Raw genomic sequence first — 18,014 nt, 5'->3', positions numbered from 1 at the left:
TTAAAAGAATGTGCTGCATCAGAAGTATCACTGTAATTCCAAACCAGAAAGGACGAATACGTATGAACCAGCAGTGGAATACCGGAACCTATGATACTGATATGGCCTTTGTGTCTCAGTTTGGAGAGTCTTTGATTGAGCTTCTTCGCCCCCAGCCTGGCGAACAAATTGTTGATTGGGGCTGCGGAACTGGTGATTTGGCAGCAGCCATCGCTGCTAGTGGTGCCACTGTAACAGGTATTGATGCTTCAGCCGAAATGATTCAGACTGCCCATGACAAACATCCCCAGCTAAACTTCATCTTAGCAGATGGGCAAAACTATGTCGCGGAACAGCCAGTCGATGCCGTGTTCAGCAACGCTGCTCTACACTGGTTGACCGACGCGAACGGAGCAGCTGCTTCTATCACAGCTAGCCTACGAACAGGCGGACGTTTTGTTGCCGAGTTCGGTGGGCAGGGCAATATCGCTTCTATCGTTACTGAGCTTCCAAATGCTTTTACCGCTATAGGGTGTAGTGATAAGCTTCAATTACCTTGGTACTTCCCTAGCATCGGACAATATACAACACTACTAGAACAACATGGACTGACTGTTGACCTCGCCCTTTGTTTCGACCGTCCAACCCCACTAGAGGCTGGAGAGCAAGGGTTCCAGTTCTGGCTGAACACTTTTGCTAATGGAATCTTAAGTGTCCTAACACCATCTGAACGAGAAGAAGTCCTCTCTTATATGGAACAGAAACTTAGACCGACATTATTTCAGGATGGCCGCTGGGTGATGGATTATCGAAGAATCCGGGTCGTCGCTTACAAACGCGTCTAACAATGAAGGGCGTGACTTCTTCCTATGCAACAAAAAAAAGAGTGTACTGGCGCGTGTCCGCACCAATACACTCTTTTTATGACCATCTATCTTCTATCTCCCACATATCGATCGCTACCAGCACCAAGTCCGACAACCAGCAGCAATACGCTTGCACCCAGCAATAAAACAAGCGGCATCGTCCAGCTATTCGTTACATCATGAAGCCATCCGAATAATGCCGGGCCCATTGCTGCAAGCACGTAACCTACGGATTGGGCCATTCCCGACAGTTCCGCTGCTTCTTGAGTGCTTCTGGTCCGTAGACTGAAGAACATCATCACAAGTCCGAAGGCAAATCCTCCGGCAATCCCAAAACAGATCGCCCAGACAGCCATTAAAGCACTGCTTCCCAACCAAATGCCACCGATTCCGATGAAATACAAAATAGCCGTGATGATTACTAGAATACGTTGGTTCTTCATCCGACCTGCCCACAACGGCACGAAGAAAGTAAACGGCAGCTGGGCCATTTGCATTAGTGATAGTAACCAACCTGCATGGCTTGATGACATCCCTCGCTCACCAAGGAGAACAGAGAACCAAGCTATGAAGACATAATAGAGCAACGACTGTAAGCCCATAAAAATCGTTACCTTCCAAGCAAGCGAAGAACGCCACATATTTCCACTAGAGATCGACCCCTTGGCCCCAGTCCCTTGATCGAGCTTGCGCATTTGCGGAATCCAGAACAGGGTTGCTAGCGCAGCGATCATAAACCAAATCGCCAAAGTCCCTCTCCAGCCAAATCCAGCATGACTAGCTAGCGGTACACTAATACCTGAAGCGACGGCTGCACATAAATTCATTGAGACGGTGTAGACACCTGTCATTAACCCAATTTTGTGAGGAAACTTCCCTTTAATCAGACCCGGAAGCAATACATTACATACTGCAATAGAAAGCCCGAGTATCGCCGTACCTGTGAACAACAGTCCCGTTCCAGATCCCGACCGGATTAGAATCCCCATAGCAAGCATAACCATTGCAATTAATAACACATAAGCCAAGCCGAAACGGCGAGCTAGCTTTGGAGCAAACGGGGACAAAATGGCAAAAGCCAACAATGGTAGAGTAGTAATAGCTCCTGCTAAAGTGTTCGATAAGCCTAGATCATCCTGAATCATTTGTACCAGTGGACCGACGGATGTGAAAGGCGCTCTAAGTGCCGCTGCGATAAACACAATCCCCAACACTAGCAGCCAGCGATCATATTTGGTATCCGTTAAACCTCTATTCTGAATGTTTCCTTCTCGTTGCGATGCTTTCATCATGTATCCTCCTAAATTGCAACAAGCATAAACGCCTTTGACATTCCTGTAAGGACGGTGAGCGATTACGCCAGAAATATAAAAATGTTTATTACATGGCATTAAGACATATCATCCACTATTATTATAAAAGTTACAAGCCTTAAGTAATTTTATAACCCTATTATTGACAAAATCGAATGACATCTTTAGTATCCATATAATCAAGACAATTGAGAATCAATTTCATTCGATCTCCTACATATTCCTATAGAAAAGAGTGAACAGAATGCTTCGAAGGTTTTTTTCCTACTATCGTCCGTATAAAAAACTATTTATATTGGACTTCTCCTGCGCTGTTTTTGCAGGTCTTCTAGAACTAGCTTTTCCGGTAGCTGTCAATAAATTTATTGATGATTTGCTCCCGGGTCAAGATTGGCCGCTAATTCTTATTGCGTGTGTCGCGCTCCTAGCTATTTACGCCTTGAATACAGTTATGCAGTATATCGTTACATATTGGGGGCATATGCTTGGCATTAATATCGAGACCGATATGCGTAAAAAAATGTTCGATCATATCCAGAAACTGTCCTTCCGCTTTTTTGATAATAATAAAACAGGTCACCTCATCGGGCGAATCACCAACGATTTAAATGATATCGGCGAGGTGGCGCATCACGGTCCTGAGGATATATTTATCGCCATCATGACACTTGTCGGTGCTTTCCTCCTTATGGCTGATATTAATCTGAAGCTGGCCATTATTACTTTTATTATCGTTCCAATTATGGCTTGGGTGATCATCTACTTCGGACGCAACATGACTTCCACCTATCGCCAGCTTTTTGGAAATGTAGGTAGTTTCAATGCCCGTATCGAAGATAATGTCGGTGGTATCCGGGTTGTTCAATCTTTTGCCAATGAGCAGCATGAACAAGAGCTATTCGCAGTAGATAACCAAATGTTCCGTAAAACTAAGCTTCTCGCTTATAAAATCATGGCCAAAAGCTTATCCGTCAGCTATATGATGACCCGCCTCATTACGATCCTTGTGATGATCAGCGGCGCTTGGTTCTTCATCAATGGCGAGTTGCAAATCGGTGAGTTTGTGGCATTTATTCTGTTGTCCAATATCTTTTTCCGTCCGATCGAGAAGATCAATGCCGTTATCGAGAGTTATCCAAAAGGAATTGCCGGCTTTAAACGTTATCTAGAAATTATTGATACGGAGCCAGATATCAGCGATAAGCCGGATGCCGTAGAGGTAAATACTTTACACGGTGATATTACCTTCCAGAATGTCTTTTTCGGATACGACGAAGACCGTCCGGTTCTACAAAATATCAGCCTAAAAGTTAAGGCTGGCGAAACGATTGCCTTTGTTGGACCTTCTGGTGCAGGCAAAACAACTATTTGCAGCCTGCTCCCTCGTTTCTATGATGTCACAGGCGGGGCTATCACCATAGATGGCATTGATATCCGTGACATGAAGCTGGAGTCGTTACGTAAGCAGATCGGGATCGTACAGCAGGATGTGTTCCTGTTCTCGGGTACGATTCGTGAAAACATCGCCTACGGAAAGCTGGATGCGAAGCTGCCCGAAATCTGGGAAGCTGCTCGGCGTGCCCATCTGGAAGATCTCATTCAGAATCTTCCAGATGGCATGGATACGGTGATCGGCGAGCGCGGTGTGAAGCTGTCCGGTGGACAGAAGCAGCGCCTAGCGATCGCCCGCATGTTCCTGAAGAATCCACCGATCCTGATTCTGGATGAAGCTACTTCAGCACTGGATACAGAAACGGAAGCAGCGATTCAGCAATCGCTTGCGGATCTGTCCGTGGGTAGAACCACACTCGTCATCGCCCACCGATTGACGACGATAAAGAATGCCGACCGGATCATGGTCGTGAACGAAGAAGGCATCGCCGAGCAAGGCCGCCATGAAGAGTTAGTCCATGCCGGTGGCATATACAGCCGGCTGCATCAGGCACAATATAACGCTTAGGGACGTTATCTGGAGCTTCTGTAGAATAATTGATTCAGCTACTGAGATTTTCAAGAATAACAAGCCTAGTCTCCACGTTATTGGCGACTAGGCTTGTTTTTTCGTGCTTCTCATCTATTTCCAGCATGAGAGGCTGCACACGACATGAGTCGGGTCCTGTGACCTAGGTACCTACTATCATTTTTAACATCGCTGCTTCTACATTGACGTTCTTTCATGACCACGACCAAAATGTACATGCTCTAATGAGTGAAGTATCTGTGTCCCAATAATTATTATACACTCTATAAAAAAGTTCACCCGGATGTAGAATGAGCTTTTTTTAGTTTCAGGAGAGCTGAATATACGAATCTTCAAAACCCAACAAGACTTCATTACGCTGCCCCCAGCTAGCCTCTTCCCTTCCCAACTCCGAGACGTAACCGTACAGGCAATCGTCTCTTTGTACTAGACAGATACGGCCACTAGGCTTGCTGTAAACACAGGCTCCTGTGAGTTTTTCTTCAAAAAACTTGCCTCTACTTGTGATACGGTTCACCGTAACAGGGCTAACGGCGAAAAATGCGAAAGGAGCTGCCGTGGCAGCTCCTTTCTTGGTCGTAGAGAAACGTCTATTGAACTTATGAGTTTGGATGATTAAACAACACAACACAAGAGTCGCATTCGAACATGGAGAGAAAAAGTTGCAACAACAGTACTCAGTCGAACTTTTGCAACGATTCGAATAAACGCTTTAAATTATTTAATAATGCGTTTTTTTCATCCCAAGACCAATCAGCTAAAGCTTCATGCATATTGCGCTCACGGGCGAGGTTAATCATTGTATTGATTTCCTCCCCGTATTTTGTCAATTCAGACACACGAATTCGAGAGTCTGAACTTGATGGATAAGTATAAACCAACCCGGCGGCCTCTACCTTATCGATTTGCCGACTAACACTCGAATAGTTTTTCCCCATCATAGCAGCCAAATCACCAACACTAGTCGGTTGGAGATGCTCGATACCAACAAAGACGCGAAAGGCTGCTGCCTCCAAATTTACACCAGCATCAGCAATCATTTTCTTATCACGGTCTGGCCGATTGATAATGGAAACTAAATCAATTAGCGCTTTAAAAATTTCATTCTCCATTTCTTTTTATCGCACCTTTACTACTGGACGTGGTGTAAGCGGAGCATTCCAAGCCTCTTCGATATTTTCTAGAGCAAACTCTGTTGTGTCAATCTTTATCTTCCCCTCGGCGGCCATCTCAAAAACACCTTGAACAGCGGATAACATATCAGCTTTAGAAACACTCTTATCTCCACTACCTACCAGTTCAATTGTTGATGAGCGTAAAATAGATGAAGGTAAATTTATGTTTTCTTGTCCAGATGAAGTTCCAATGCTTACAAAGCGGGTTACACGATCCGTATTATTCTTAGAAAGAGCTGCCATGATGGCAAATGCGCTATCACCCCAAAGGTAATCCAATATAACATCAACACCTTCAGCAATAACTGGCATTAGGCCGTTTTCAAACATTTTTTGTCCGTAGTCAGCTGTCATATTAAATGCAATGGCCTCATCGGCTCCAAGTGAATGTAGCTTCGATTCATTGCGTCCCGTTACAATGATTTTCTTGGCCCCAAGGCCCTTAGCAATCTGAACTGCTAAGCTACCGGATGCCCCAGTGGCGCCGTTAATCAAAACCGTTTGGCCGGATTTGAAGCCAGCCCGAAATACCAATGCAGCCCATGACGACATAGCTGGGTTGGCAATAGCGGCAGCAGTGAGATCATCAATACCATCTGGTAAACGGACAACTAGCTTCTCGTTGACAACGGTTTGCTCAGCCAAACTACCATACGGTGCCGTTGGCAGTGCAAAGTAAACTCGAGACCCATCTTCCAAAGTTCCAACACCGTCAATACCAGCTACAATTGGAAAATTAACTTCTGATGAGTAGTGCTTACCCATTGAACGGAACTTGCTAACTCGACTCAAGGCTGTTGCCGAAACGTTAATTATAACTTGCCCACCTGTCGCAACAGGGGAATCAAAATGACCCATTACGGGAATGGTCCCCTTCTTCTTCACTATTGCTGCCTTCATAATTATTACACCCAGCTCTCATTCGAAATTATGTGCATCGCACAAATTATGTGCACAATGCACATTTTATTTCGAACCATTCCTTGATGAATATACTGAGGTCAAAGGGTTAGCTAAATTCGTGCTTCACCGTCGCCAATTGGACACGGTCTTTCAGCTGGACTATCCATATGCAAGGCAGGTCGGTCTTTCTGCATCCAGACTAATTAAGCAATAACTTGCCGTTACTTATGATACTGTTCACCGCGCTGTCTGTAACGGCAAATTTTAAGGCCATTCTTATGGTATGACCTTAAAAGGCGTTTACGATAAGCTCAACCATTAGCTCATCGCCGTAACGCTGCTGGCCTTCTTCGCATCTCTTTCCTCGTGTCCAAGACCGCGCTTGAAAATCGGCAAAGATCTGAAGCTGCACACCGCGGCCGTCCAGTCGTTCCCTGTTGAACTGATTATGGAGGCAAAATCATGGAAGACAATCTCGTACACAACAGGTTGACCGTCAATGGCTGGAGCAGGTGCTGCGGCAGCAGAGCAAGTCTGTCTCCGATGTGTTCTATGCCGTGAGAGGTACGCAAAATTAGTTATATTTTGACTACTATCAGGACCACATGACAAACCTATTAATTAGCTACGACCTCGACATGACCCTCATGAAGATCAGTTAATCAATGCCTGCCACTAAACCGTTTAATCGCTTCCTCGGTCACCGGCTCGAAGAGGTTTACAAGGTTGCCGTCGGGATCACGGAACAGCATAGAACGGTTTCCCCACGGCATCGTGGTCGGTTCTTTTACCCAATCATAGACAATTGGCTTCAAGCGTGCATATTCGGCTTCGACATCGTCGACGCGGAACTCGATGATGACAGTGTGATTGCTCGCTGCCACTACGGAACCAGCGCCGAATAGCTGCGCCGTTTGGGAGTGGCCGATTGCCAGGGTACATGCTGGCATAACGAGTTCGGCAAAAACAGGCGCGGGGTGCACCGCCGAAACACCCAGAACTTTTTCATAGAACTCGACGAGACGATTCACATCGTCGGTAATGATGCGTACAGAAGCAAAATTCACAAAATACCATCCTTTCTATACTCCTTTATGTTTACATACCCGATAATAAAACAACGATACTGACAGCGTTATGTCAGTAGCGTTCTGAAATTTTTCGGGCTTCCTCACGAATCTTATTCCGGAATGATTCAGGCTCCAATACGATTACACCCGCTCCCCAGCCGAGCACCCATTGCAGTAATTCATCCAGTTGGCGTACGCGTAAAACCACATCTAATCCAGCTTGATGCTCTTTCATTTCTTCAATGTAATGATAGTTGGATTCCTTCACCTTATCTGCGAGATCATGATTACATCGAAGATGAACTCGCAAGTGGCGATCATCCGGAGGGGTATACTCTCTTAAGTCAAAATGCACAGGAAGCTCGAATCGCGATTACGCCTGTTTCTTCATTTGAAACAAACGAGGGATAACGAAGCTGATTGACAAGCGGAAGGGGCTTTTCCTTTGTCAGAGAAAGCCCCGAAATTGAATCACAGGCTTACCTTCGTCATTTGATGTAATAAGCTACCCATATATTTCCGATACAATTTATATCTGAATATGAAAGGTTGGGTTGTTTTATATGACGAACGGATCAAATGAAATAAAAACACTTGATATTACACAAGTTCTTGACCTAGCTAGTAATAAACATATTATCGACGCATTTGTAACTGATGAGAACAATGAGCAAGAAGTGGTTGTAGCAATAGTTGCTAGGATACGGATTGCTGATATTAAAAACAAGCAAGGTTGGAATGCAACTGTTGTAGATGCAAAAAGAAGTCGCTTTTATGACAGTGTAGAAATTAATACAGAACCTACAAACCGCGTGGCATCAAACGCTGTAAATCTACACACATCTTCAGGAATTTTCTATGGTTCCTATAAAGGATATAATGTTAGAAAGCAACGAGACTATGTCAAGAAGAATGGTAAGAAATTGTTGGAACGATATCAACAGTTCTACTCTGAACCAGTCACCCCTAAAGATCAATAATTTGTTGTAGACAGTTGCTTAACTATCCTCGTTAAAGAGTCCTATTCAAAAATAGAGCCAGACATTCTCCCAAAGAGAATGGCCCGACTCTATATCTGTTAAGATGTGTTTCTATTACCAAAGGTTCAACTTCACCTCATGCAACCTTGTATTAGGATAGCCGATGAATCGACCATACTATATCCGTACTGAAACCAAGGGTTAGACCGTCAGCTTCGTAATATAATCCAACTTCCTCACCTGCTTGCAGCTCTACATCACCGGATAGCGTCACCGTCGCACTACTTAGTACGGTCCTTATAGTTAAAATTAACGCTATATTAACGTCCAAGATAGGCATATAACCTTTTATTAAATCAGTGCTGCCATTCTTCTTTACGGTAAAAAATGGATCAATGCCACTTCCTAAGCTTATACTAACTGGAACGTTAGTCTTATAATTAACAGTTGCATGTATAGCATACTTGCCAGTGGCCGGTGCCGTAAATATCCCTGTAGCAGGATTAAATGCAGGGCTTGCGTAATAAGGGGACGCCTCACTCCAATTCGTAAATAGCGTGCTACTAGCGATTGAGTATGTCGTACCCGTAACAGAAAATCCTTCCGAGGTAAAAGAAGTCCCCGCTGGCCCTGGATCTCCTTGTGGTCCCGCCGGTCCTGCTGGGCCTTGTGCTCCCGCTGGCCCTGGATCTCCTTGTGGTCCCGCCGGTCCTGCTGGGCCTTGTGCTCCCGCTGGCCCTGGATCTCCTTGTGATCCCGCCGGTCCTGATGGGCCTTGTGCTCCCGCTGGCCCCGGATCTCCTTGTGATCCCGCCGGTCCTGCTGGGCCTTGTGCTCCCGCTGACCCTGGACCTCCTTGTGATCCCGCCGGTCCTGCTGGGCCTTGTGCTCCCGCTGACCCTGGATCTCCTTGTGATCCCGCCGGTCCTGCTGGGCCTTGTGCTCCCGCTGGCCCAGTCGCTCCGGTATCGCCTTTATCACCCTTGACTCCATTGCCTTTAGAATTCTGCGATTCTTGGTCAACCGATGGCTGAGTACTGATGGTGATGGTTTTCATGGTGGAATTCCATACTACTTTTGCACCGAATAATTCGGCAATAAAACGTACCGGTACCATAACCCGGTTCTGAATGATCATAGCAGGTTGATCGAGCGTGACCTTCTCCTCTACATCACCGACTTTAATGCTGGCGGTCGGGTCGCCTATAATCAGCGTACCCGATGCATCTCCTTTAAAAACTGCTATTGTTTGTGTAGAACTGTTCCAGTTAAGAGACACGCCGAGCGAGTCTTCAAGGACCCTCAAAGGCATAAGCGCGGTTCCTTTATGGACAACGGGTTCGACGTCACTCGGGATTACGCTATCATTAACGATAATAGAAATCTCGGCCACTTGGCCGACCGGAGCCGCCTGAGCAACAGGGACCACAAACAACGTCATTACAAGCACAAGTACAATAGATAATTGCAGTCTTTTTATTTTTATCACTTTACTTTCCCCCATATTTAGTCAATTCGAAGTAGATACCAGCACCTAAATAATTACGAACAGCATTCAATTGTTCGGCGGTTGCAATCTGATAGGGATCACCTTCAAGTCCCGTTCCTCCAGCAAAGCTCACTGCCGCATATGCCTTACCTTCATCTGTCGCGAACAATCCGGGTATACCACTTAGCACCACTAGCTAGATCTATTATAATGGAACTAATTGTATTTAATAGTGACCGCTGTCATCAGTATTGTCACATGACAAATTAATTTAGTAGTCATTTACCGAAGCCGACAACGGAGATTGTGCGAAGATTCATACTCAAAAGCATAATAATTCGCCCTACTTATGATAAGGTTCTCCGCTCAGTCTGTACCGGCAAGCTTTCATACTAAAACAGATTATAGTGGACAACCCTTCAATTCATTTGCAGGAAGCCTTTAGCCTGGTACCGCTGGTACGTCAACTTCAACATCAGGCCCATCGTTTACGATGTACACTACTAAAGAACCATTAAGTTCTATTGTCGGACGTTTCGTTTCCCAATCTTCTAAACGCAGCTTTAATTCTGTTGATGACTCTGAAAAAAGAGTAAGGGGAGATGCCTCAATCTGAGCAAGCAAACGCCCCACGCTATCTGTTTCAATAATGAATTGAAAGGTGATCATGTGTTGGAGAACGTTTTGAAGTCTACGATCCATGCCTCTGCATCCGAGATTACATTCTTTGCTGCGTCGATGGAAGTATGACGTTCAAGAAATGCCGAACATTTTAAACTGATTCGTTTAACCATGTTTCCGTTCCCATCTTTGATGCTATTTTAGAATGTTTTTCTCCAAGTGTAATTGTCGAAGAAACAAAAACAAGGGAAGACCCAGTGAAGGACCTACCAGTAGCGTACCTGCAATCGGCAGCCATAAATATTTCATTTTCTTTCTGGTGCCTTCTAATAGAATAAATCCCATAAGCACGATCGCGGTAACTAAAACATCCATCCATGCAAAAGCTCCGATACGCGTACTGGTTATGGCTTCAAATAGGAGAGACAAATCGAGGCCGTTGCGCACGACCCAAGGGATGAATTGCGAATAGGGCAAGACGAGTCCCAAAAAAGATAATACTCCGTAAAAGTACTTCATTTATAACCCTCCATTATTTTGTAATTTGCAACTCCAAAAAGCTCGCAAAAGTCCGTTTGCTCCATCTTCGCTGCTGCGCGTGACCGCTCTTCAACCCATGTCCTTCAAGGCTCCGTTCCAAGCCCTCAGCGCGATTTTTCAAAAAAAACTTGCCCCTACTTATGGTACGGTTCACCGTGCTGTCTGTAACGGCAAGTTTTAGGGCCATTACTCTGGCAACCAGCGCAACTGACTTAGAGACGTATAAGCGAAAGAACTATTGAAAACTTTGGTCAACCCTATAGTTTTTTGACTACTTTCTATTGTTTGTACAGTAGTCTTAAAATCCACGTATTTGCTAGAATGTAACTAATGAATTTTTGAAACCGCTTTCATTTGGCGTGATGGGCAAGATGTATGTGCAATGGTTTAGTGCCTTCAGTTGCTCTCGCGAGTTCAAATCTTGTTTTGTCCTCCATTATGGGTGAAGTGGCAGAGTGGTTGATTGCAGAGGGGAATCCCTTGTGGTACGGCAGTATCACCGAGAGTTCGAATCTCTCCTTTACCCAACTTAATAAGGTAAGGTGACAGAGTGGTCTAGAGTACTTGCTTGGAACGCATCTGTGGCTGTGAAGAGCCGCTTGAGGATTCGAACCTCTCGCCCTTCACCATAGCTTACTAGTTTGGTTCAGAGACCGAATGATTTGCTTATGTACAGATATTCTAAGGTTTATTGCACTCGAAGCCCACTAGATAATATCTCATAAAGGGGTTGATACAAACACTCAGAAGGCGGTACTAGGTAAGATGTTGGGATATGAATACGTCCCACGAAGTCTAGTCATTTGCTTTGATTAGCGTATAGGATGAAGAATTAAATAGTGTCTCTCAACTCCTAATAGGAGTAAATAGCAGCACGAAATCTTCAAAAAATACACAAAGTAGGAGATAATCAGATGAAAAAACCTCTTATTAAGAAAGCGTTGAGCTGTGTTCTTGTTGGCTCCACTCTTTCTACTGTTTTGATTACAGGGCAACCAGTACAAGCTGCCTTGGGGTATTGGCCTGAACCATTGCCGATATCAAATGAGTACTATTTGCATAATGAAACATTGCAGCCTTATGGGGCAGCATTCCAAATCGACGAATTGAAAAATTGGACTCCTGATAATGACCCCGATGCCCGATATAATCGGAGTGCTGTTCCTCTGGCAAAAAGGTGGATGGGACCATCCGTCAATCCTAATGCATCACGCGATGCAAGAATAATCCCTCTTAGTGGTACAAGTGCACGTGCAAGCCAATCACCGTCACAGGGTGGCGATGGCGCTTACACATATGCAATGACAAATTTCCAATACGTTGATATCAACAATTATTGGGGAGGCTCGTCAGCTGAGGGGCCAATTGCTATACCGACACCAGAGCATATAGACTCTGCACATAGAAACGGTGTAAAGGCAACTGGAACTATTTTCATCCCTTGGGGTGACAGTGCATATGGTGGTAAGTTTATTGATCAGTTGGTGGAACAGGACGCTAAAGGTAATTTTGTTGCTGCCGATAAATTAGTTGAAATTGCTCAGTATTATGGATTTGATGGTTTTACCATTAATCAAGAATCAAGTTCAAGTCCAGAGAGCATGGCAAAACTTAAAGAGATGCTCGCATATATTCAGGAGAAGAAGCCAGATAACTTTACTATGGCTTGGTATAACGGGAAAGGTCAATTAGGTGAATCTGACGTTAAAAATTGGATGCAAGATGGGGATACACGCTTAAATAACGACTGGTGGCTTGACATGAGCTGGAGAAATATTAATGCTTCAATTAAGTCAGTCGTAGACGCTGGTAGAAGCCCTTTTGATATCCATGCGACATGGGAGAACTTCCCTTATACCGACAAAGGTGCTGATGTTACTAATCTAATTGGTCCCGATGGGAAATTAAAAACATCTCTCGGTATTCTAGGGCCTAACGCAACACTCATTAGCTCTAAGAGTATCGATGATTTTATGAACCATGAAGACCTACGTTTGTGGACAGGTCCAGCATTCGATCCTAGAGATAAAACACGTACTCTCGGTGTTTTTCCTGGATTTTCAAATCTTGTTGCAGACCAAACACCAATTATAGGAAATGAATTTGCAACAAATTTCACAGTTGGTAACGGTAAGAAATTCTATGAAGACGGTATTGTTACTGGTAAGGAAAAGGGTTGGTATAACCGTTCACTAACGGATATAACACCAACTTGGCGTTGGATTGTTGATAGTAAAGGTTCTAAGCTAGCTCCTAATTTTGATTATGAAGATGCTTGGTGGGGAGGATCATCGTTAAAGTTATCAGGTAATCTAGACGCAAATCAAGCAAATCACATAAAGCTATACAGCTCACAGTTAGAGATCACTGATAATAGTAAGATAAGCATCACATATAAAACACCTGCTTCAGATGTCGATGTGTATGTTGGTTTATGCTTTGGCGATACTTATGACGATAGTAATTTCGAATTCTACCCTGTTCCAGCTGGTACAGAGAAGAATGGTTGGACAACCTCTACTATCGACCTATCAAAACACGATAAAAAAGCAATTGCGATATCATTGAAAATAAATGCAAATGAGGATGTTAAGGACTATTCTATAAATATCGGAAGACTTGCATTTACAACAAATGAAGCTGCTCCTGCAGCAACATCTGCAATTACACTTGATGATTCAATATATGTAAATGATACAACAGCAGAAGCAAGAATATATTGGGATAAATCTGCCAATGCGTCACTATACACCATCCATCGCGTATACGCTGATGGGACAAAAGAATTCATTGGCGCAACACCAAGTGATGCTTTTTATTTAGGTAGATTTGTAAGAGACAATGAAGAAGCACAGACTACTTTCGAAATTACATCATACAGCGCTAATGGAACAGTTGGCGGGGTAAAAACATTCAATTTCAACTGGCCAGCTGTTACGGGTGGTTTCGAAGTAGCGCAAGTAGAAGGTACTAATATTGCGTTGAACGTCCCGGTCGTTGATGATGGCTCTTTTGACCCTGGGGGCAAGGTTGACAAAATTAACGATGGTGTTATTCCAAACAGTAAATGGGCTTCAGGTAAAACAATTGCATCTGCTTACTTCGACTTGGGCAAAGATATGGATATTAGCCGTTGGGTTGTTAAGCATGCTAACGTTGCCGGTGCAGGTGAGGGCGTAGATTTTAATACCGACACGTTTGATTTACAGTATGCGAAAGATGATAGACAACCTATTTTAGATCCTAATGACCCTACTAGTAAGCAGAGAGTTATAAAATTAAATTACACAAAAGTCGATGAGGTAATCGGAAACCGTCAAGACGTTACCGACCGTGTACTTGATACTCCTATTACAGCACGTTATATTAGGCTTCACGTTACAAAAAGTGATAACTGTCCTTGGCATGCAATTCGTATCTATGAATTTGAATTGTATGAGAATCCTTATGTCCCTCATTCCACAGCCTTGCTAGACCGCAATGTAACAGTGAAAAATAATGTTGGAGCAACTGATTCTGTAGTTTTAGACAATGTTGCAATGCCTATCGGATCAGGGGGAACGGTTGCAGATGATACAGGTATCGTGAAAATCTATGACAGCCTGAAGTCTGACCAACCAATTGCAGAGGTAAAAGCTACACAACCAAACAATAAATACAAGCAGCTTAATCGTGGAGTGGCTTCTTTTGAGAATTTAACATTAATTCCTGAAGGCGGCAGATTGTATTACACAACTAATGTAAATGGAGTGGTGAGCTTACGTTCTAGTATTGAATATGCGCCTGAAGTTGGAACGGAAATTAAGCTACCAACATCAATTAAGCTGGAGCATTCTTTAATGGGTAACCAAACACGTAGTAAGTACGGTGTGTTTACCTTAGAAGGATTAGATGTTGGGACTTCTATGAAGATTTATGAAGCTGCTGATTCACAATCACCTATTTTACATTCACAGCAAGTAGAAGAAGGCCAAGATTTCATTAGGCAGGCAAGAGTTCCGTTGTCCAAAGATGGTGGCACGCTGTATTATGAACTGAAACAATATGGGAAACCTAACTCAGGACGACTAGAATATACTTATGATCCTACTAATGAGCTTTATGTTGACCAAGCTTCTTTGAAGGATTTAGTCAATCGTTATAGTAATTTGCATGAAGCCAATTATGTTCCCGCTACATGGGGGCCATTCTCAATAGCTTTAAACGCTATTAAAGCAGCACTATCAACAGCAGTTACAGCGAGTGACGCAGAAGGATATAGAGCTGCATTAGAAGAATCGGCCTTAGCACTTCGTAGTATTGGAAATATTCAAAGACTTAAAGAAGTCTGTAACGAATATGAAAAAACATACACTGAAGATCAATATACAGCTGATAGCTTTAAACTCTTTAGTGATGTTTTAGAAAAAACTAAAGGTATTATCAGTGGAGTAGAATCTTCTACAATAGCTGTAACAAAGACTGAACTTGAAAAGTTAAGGTTTGATCTTGATAATGTGGTAAGTCGTTTGGTAGAGGGTGGAGACCACGTAGTTGATTCTGTAACCATAACCCCTAACGATGTGGATGGAAAGATCGGAACTACACTAACATTTAAAGCTAAAGTCGCAGGTAATGCTGGTGATACCGTTATTTGGGATGTGTACGGTAACTCAAGTCAATATACTACCATCAGTGACGGGGTACTCCGTGTTGCTGCTGACGAAGAAATTGGTGGTGTACTGACAGTTAAAGCAACTTCAACGTTTGATACAACAAAATCAGGAATAGCACAAGTGTTAGTAGTAAATGAACTACTTCCAAAAGTAATCAGTGTTACAATCCCTGACCAAGTTGACTTCGTTGAGGCTGGTAAGATTCAGCAATTCACTGCTAATGTGGCAGTAAAAAATGACGCATCAACATCCGTTACATGGGCTGTTTATGGTGCTGAAAATGTCGATACTAAAATTTTCAACGGATTGCTGATGGTTAACGAAAATGAAACAGCAGATCAGCTTACAATTAGAGCAACATCTGAAGTTGATTCGACGAAGTTTGCTGATAAAACGATTAGAGTAGTAAAAGATACAGATGAACCTTACACGATTACAGTTGGTGTTATGACTAATGGTTCAGTAACATCAGATCTATCGACAGCAAAACCAAGTCAAACTGTAAAATTGACAGTAACACCTGATGCTGGATATCAACTAAAAACAGGTTCTCTGAAAGTAAATGGCAATGTGATACTCGAAGATACATTTACAATGCCAGCTCAAGATGTAATAATTACTGCTGAATTTGAGAAGATTCCTGGAATAGAGCTTGTAAGCATTCAAGCACCGACAGCGATAACCGGATTGCCTAACGGAACTCTAAAGACAATCGCTGATCTTAAGCTACCTGCTACCGTTGTATTAGTAACTAATAACGGAAAAATGAATGCAGTTGTAGCTTGGGATGTGAATTCTGCTGATTACGATCCTTCAGTCAAGACAGAACAAACGTTTACAGTAAATGGCGAAGTAATATTGCCTTCTGACTTGGTAAATACCAATAGTATTTCATTGAAAGTAAGTATCGGAGTTACCGTATTAAAGAAACAAGTGGTTTCACCTCCAGTTGTCCAACCTCCATCAGGTGGTGGTGAAGTTACAACAAAGCCCGTTCCCGTTTATGAGACAACTGTTTCTCAAGGCAAGGTAACAACTGTAACTTCTGTGAAAACTACAGATGAAAATGGAATAGCAGTTACTACAGTACCTGGCAAACTGATTGATGATGCTATCACAACAGCTGTATCAAAAGCTGCTGATCAAGGTGTAAATACTGAAGTAGCAATTAAACTGGATGTGGACGCTCCATCAAATGCTAAAGCAGTCAAAGTTACATTATCAAATGAATCCTTGATGAAATTCACATCTAATACGGCGGTTACCTTAACAATATCTACGCCAATCGGAACAATGACATTTGGTCGAAATGCGATATCAAGCATCTCCGATCAAGCAACAGGAACTGTTACCATTACTGCTACGAAGATGGAACCATCAACATTAGATGCTGATTATCAGCACAAAGTTGGAGATAGACCCGTTGTGAATTTCGATATTACTAGCGGTGACAAGACGATATCGGAGTTTAGTGGAAACATAACAGTAACAATACCTTATGCACTTAAGTCCGATGAGAAGCCAATTGCAGTTGTAGCTTACCATATCAATACTGCTGGCCAACTTAATGTGGTGAAAAATGGTGTGTATGATGTGACAACCCAAACACTAACATTCAGTGTACCTCATTTCTCGCAATATGCTGTAGGGTACAACAATATTGAATTTACCGATGTTGCAGCCAACGCTTGGTACAATGATGCCGTAAGCTATTTAGCAGCAAGAGACATAACCAATGGATTAGGTAATGGGAACTTTGGTCCTGAAACAAAAGTTTCCCGCGCACAATCTCTGGTAATGATAATGAAAGCTTTTGGTATCAATCCAGATCAAAACTCTGAAAACAACTTCGGTGACGCTGGAAACACGTACTATACTGGGTATCTAGCAGCGGCAAAGCGGTTGGGTATAACAGATGGTGCGGGCAATAACATGTTTGCACCTGAAAAAGAAGTTACACGACAGGAAATGTTTGTATTGACATATAATACGCTTAAGAGCATTAATGCATTGCCGACCGGAACTACTCCAAATGAACTGAAAGACTTTAAAGATAGTGATACAGTATCTGCTTATGCAACTGCTGCCATGACATACTTTGTGAATAATGGAGTTATATCTGGATTAAACGGTAACCTCTTACCAGTAGATAAAGCAACCAGAGCGGAATTTGCTCAGACACTCTACAATATTATGACAAAGTAAATTGCAATGACTAACAGAATAGACTAATACAAGCTATGACAAGCACACCTAATCTTAATTGTGAAGGTGTGCTTGTTTTCGTTTGCTAGTACTTGACGCTAACGTATATACGGGGTCTCTCTCTAAAACCTTATGTAATCTCTTAATTACTAGCTTTTTCATAAATTTCGACATTACTTGTGATACGGTTCTCCGCGCTAGCTGAAACTGCAAGTTTTAGGGCCATCCCTTGCGGAA

Annotated in this window: 13 protein-coding genes, 1 tRNA gene and 1 pseudogene; 5 read left to right on the top strand and 10 right to left on the bottom strand. The window is 43.1% G+C overall.

Annotation, left to right across the window (positions count from 1 at the left end; genetic code table 11):
• Window positions 1–62: 62 nt before the first annotated feature.
• Window positions 63–824: a class I SAM-dependent methyltransferase gene (locus MHI27_RS09815; protein ID WP_405176153.1), complete on the top strand. Its 762-nt coding sequence runs from the start codon at window positions 63–65 to the stop codon at window positions 822–824.
• An 86-nt stretch (window positions 825–910) separates the two neighbouring features.
• Here the strand turns inward: MHI27_RS09815 and MHI27_RS09810 are convergent, their stop codons facing one another.
• Complete coding sequence (locus MHI27_RS09810) at window positions 911–2,134, bottom strand: CynX/NimT family MFS transporter (protein ID WP_405176711.1); 1,224 nt, start codon at window positions 2,132–2,134, stop codon at window positions 911–913.
• A gap of 268 nt (window positions 2,135–2,402) precedes the next feature.
• Between MHI27_RS09810 and MHI27_RS09805 the strand changes: the two genes are divergently transcribed.
• Window positions 2,403–4,118 (top strand): ABC transporter ATP-binding protein, encoded by a 1,716-nt coding sequence (locus MHI27_RS09805; RefSeq protein WP_076298557.1) that lies wholly within the window; start codon window positions 2,403–2,405, stop codon window positions 4,116–4,118.
• A gap of 698 nt (window positions 4,119–4,816) precedes the next feature.
• On the opposite strand, the gene MHI27_RS09800 is transcribed toward MHI27_RS09805, so the two are convergent.
• The 5 genes and pseudogenes from MHI27_RS09800 to MHI27_RS09780 form a co-directional block, all read right to left on the bottom strand.
• Window positions 4,817–5,251 carry a MarR family winged helix-turn-helix transcriptional regulator gene (locus MHI27_RS09800; protein WP_405176152.1) on the bottom strand — a complete coding sequence of 145 codons (435 nt, stop codon included), beginning with the start codon at window positions 5,249–5,251 and terminating at the stop codon, window positions 4,817–4,819.
• A 6-nt stretch (window positions 5,252–5,257) separates the two neighbouring features.
• Entirely contained in the window at window positions 5,258–6,214 is a 957-nt protein-coding gene (locus tag MHI27_RS09795; protein WP_339802343.1) for a zinc-binding alcohol dehydrogenase family protein, read from the bottom strand.
• A gap of 292 nt (window positions 6,215–6,506) precedes the next feature.
• Window positions 6,507–6,629 carry a hypothetical protein gene (locus MHI27_RS09790; protein ID WP_340968652.1) on the bottom strand — a complete coding sequence of 41 codons (123 nt, stop codon included), beginning with the start codon at window positions 6,627–6,629 and terminating at the stop codon, window positions 6,507–6,509.
• 250 nt (window positions 6,630–6,879) lie between these two features.
• The gene (locus tag MHI27_RS09785) at window positions 6,880–7,284 is read right to left on the bottom strand and encodes a VOC family protein (RefSeq protein ID WP_076283207.1); all 405 of its coding nucleotides are present in this window, start codon (window positions 7,282–7,284) and stop codon (window positions 6,880–6,882) included.
• A 73-nt stretch (window positions 7,285–7,357) separates the two neighbouring features.
• Window positions 7,358–7,645 (bottom strand): annotated as a pseudogene (locus MHI27_RS09780) (WYL domain-containing protein); the annotation flags it as partial.
• 205 nt (window positions 7,646–7,850) lie between these two features.
• Between MHI27_RS09780 and MHI27_RS09775 the strand changes: the two are divergent.
• Window positions 7,851–8,267 (top strand): hypothetical protein, encoded by a 417-nt coding sequence (locus MHI27_RS09775; RefSeq protein WP_340968650.1) that lies wholly within the window; start codon window positions 7,851–7,853, stop codon window positions 8,265–8,267.
• 151 nt (window positions 8,268–8,418) lie between these two features.
• On the opposite strand, the gene MHI27_RS09770 is transcribed toward MHI27_RS09775, so the two are convergent.
• From MHI27_RS09770 to MHI27_RS09755, 4 genes are all read right to left on the bottom strand, one after another.
• Window positions 8,419–9,756 carry a stalk domain-containing protein gene (locus MHI27_RS09770; RefSeq protein WP_405176151.1) on the bottom strand — a complete coding sequence of 446 codons (1,338 nt, stop codon included), beginning with the start codon at window positions 9,754–9,756 and terminating at the stop codon, window positions 8,419–8,421.
• A gap of 1 nt (window position 9,757) precedes the next feature.
• The gene (locus MHI27_RS09765) at window positions 9,758–9,925 is read right to left on the bottom strand and encodes a hypothetical protein (RefSeq protein ID WP_179086649.1); all 168 of its coding nucleotides are present in this window, start codon (window positions 9,923–9,925) and stop codon (window positions 9,758–9,760) included.
• Between the two features lie 272 nt (window positions 9,926–10,197).
• On the bottom strand, window positions 10,198–10,458 hold the full coding sequence (locus MHI27_RS09760; RefSeq protein ID WP_076283210.1) for a hypothetical protein: 261 nt from the start codon (window positions 10,456–10,458) through the stop codon (window positions 10,198–10,200).
• 114 nt (window positions 10,459–10,572) lie between these two features.
• Window positions 10,573–10,896 carry a DUF2834 domain-containing protein gene (locus tag MHI27_RS09755; protein ID WP_056036185.1) on the bottom strand — a complete coding sequence of 108 codons (324 nt, stop codon included), beginning with the start codon at window positions 10,894–10,896 and terminating at the stop codon, window positions 10,573–10,575.
• A gap of 461 nt (window positions 10,897–11,357) precedes the next feature.
• Here MHI27_RS09755 and MHI27_RS09750 point away from each other — a divergent pair.
• Both MHI27_RS09750 and MHI27_RS09745 read left to right on the top strand, forming a co-directional pair.
• Window positions 11,358–11,444: transfer RNA gene (locus tag MHI27_RS09750), tRNA-OTHER, on the top strand.
• Between the two features lie 387 nt (window positions 11,445–11,831).
• Entirely contained in the window at window positions 11,832–17,777 is a 5,946-nt protein-coding gene (locus tag MHI27_RS09745) for an endo-beta-N-acetylglucosaminidase (protein WP_405176150.1), read from the top strand.
• The last annotated feature ends 237 nt before the right edge of the window (window positions 17,778–18,014 follow it).

The organism is Paenibacillus sp. FSL H8-0261 (genome assembly GCF_045040645.1).
Taxonomy (GTDB): Bacteria; Bacillota; Bacilli; order Paenibacillales; family Paenibacillaceae; genus Paenibacillus_AQ.
This window is presented reverse-complemented; position numbering and strand designations above follow the sequence as displayed.

Bases quoted from the DNA above. Each gene is read 5' to 3' on its own strand.
- MHI27_RS09755 (WP_056036185.1), bottom strand. From the start codon at position 10,896: ATGAAGTACTTTTACGGAGTATTATCTTTTTTGGGACTCGTCTTGCCC.
- MHI27_RS09795 (WP_339802343.1), bottom strand. From the start codon at position 6,214: ATGAAGGCAGCAATAGTGAAGAAGAAGGGGACCATTCCCGTAATGGGT.
- MHI27_RS09745 (WP_405176150.1), top strand. From the start codon at position 11,832: ATGAAAAAACCTCTTATTAAGAAAGCGTTGAGCTGTGTTCTTGTTGGC.
- MHI27_RS09805 (WP_076298557.1), top strand. From the start codon at position 2,403: ATGCTTCGAAGGTTTTTTTCCTACTATCGTCCGTATAAAAAACTATTT.
- MHI27_RS09775 (WP_340968650.1), top strand. From the start codon at position 7,851: ATGACGAACGGATCAAATGAAATAAAAACACTTGATATTACACAAGTT.
- MHI27_RS09800 (WP_405176152.1), bottom strand. From the start codon at position 5,251: ATGGAGAATGAAATTTTTAAAGCGCTAATTGATTTAGTTTCCATTATC.
- MHI27_RS09760 (WP_076283210.1), bottom strand. From the start codon at position 10,458: ATGGATCGTAGACTTCAAAACGTTCTCCAACACATGATCACCTTTCAA.
- MHI27_RS09815 (WP_405176153.1), top strand. From the start codon at position 63: ATGAACCAGCAGTGGAATACCGGAACCTATGATACTGATATGGCCTTT.
- MHI27_RS09810 (WP_405176711.1), bottom strand. From the start codon at position 2,134: ATGAAAGCATCGCAACGAGAAGGAAACATTCAGAATAGAGGTTTAACG.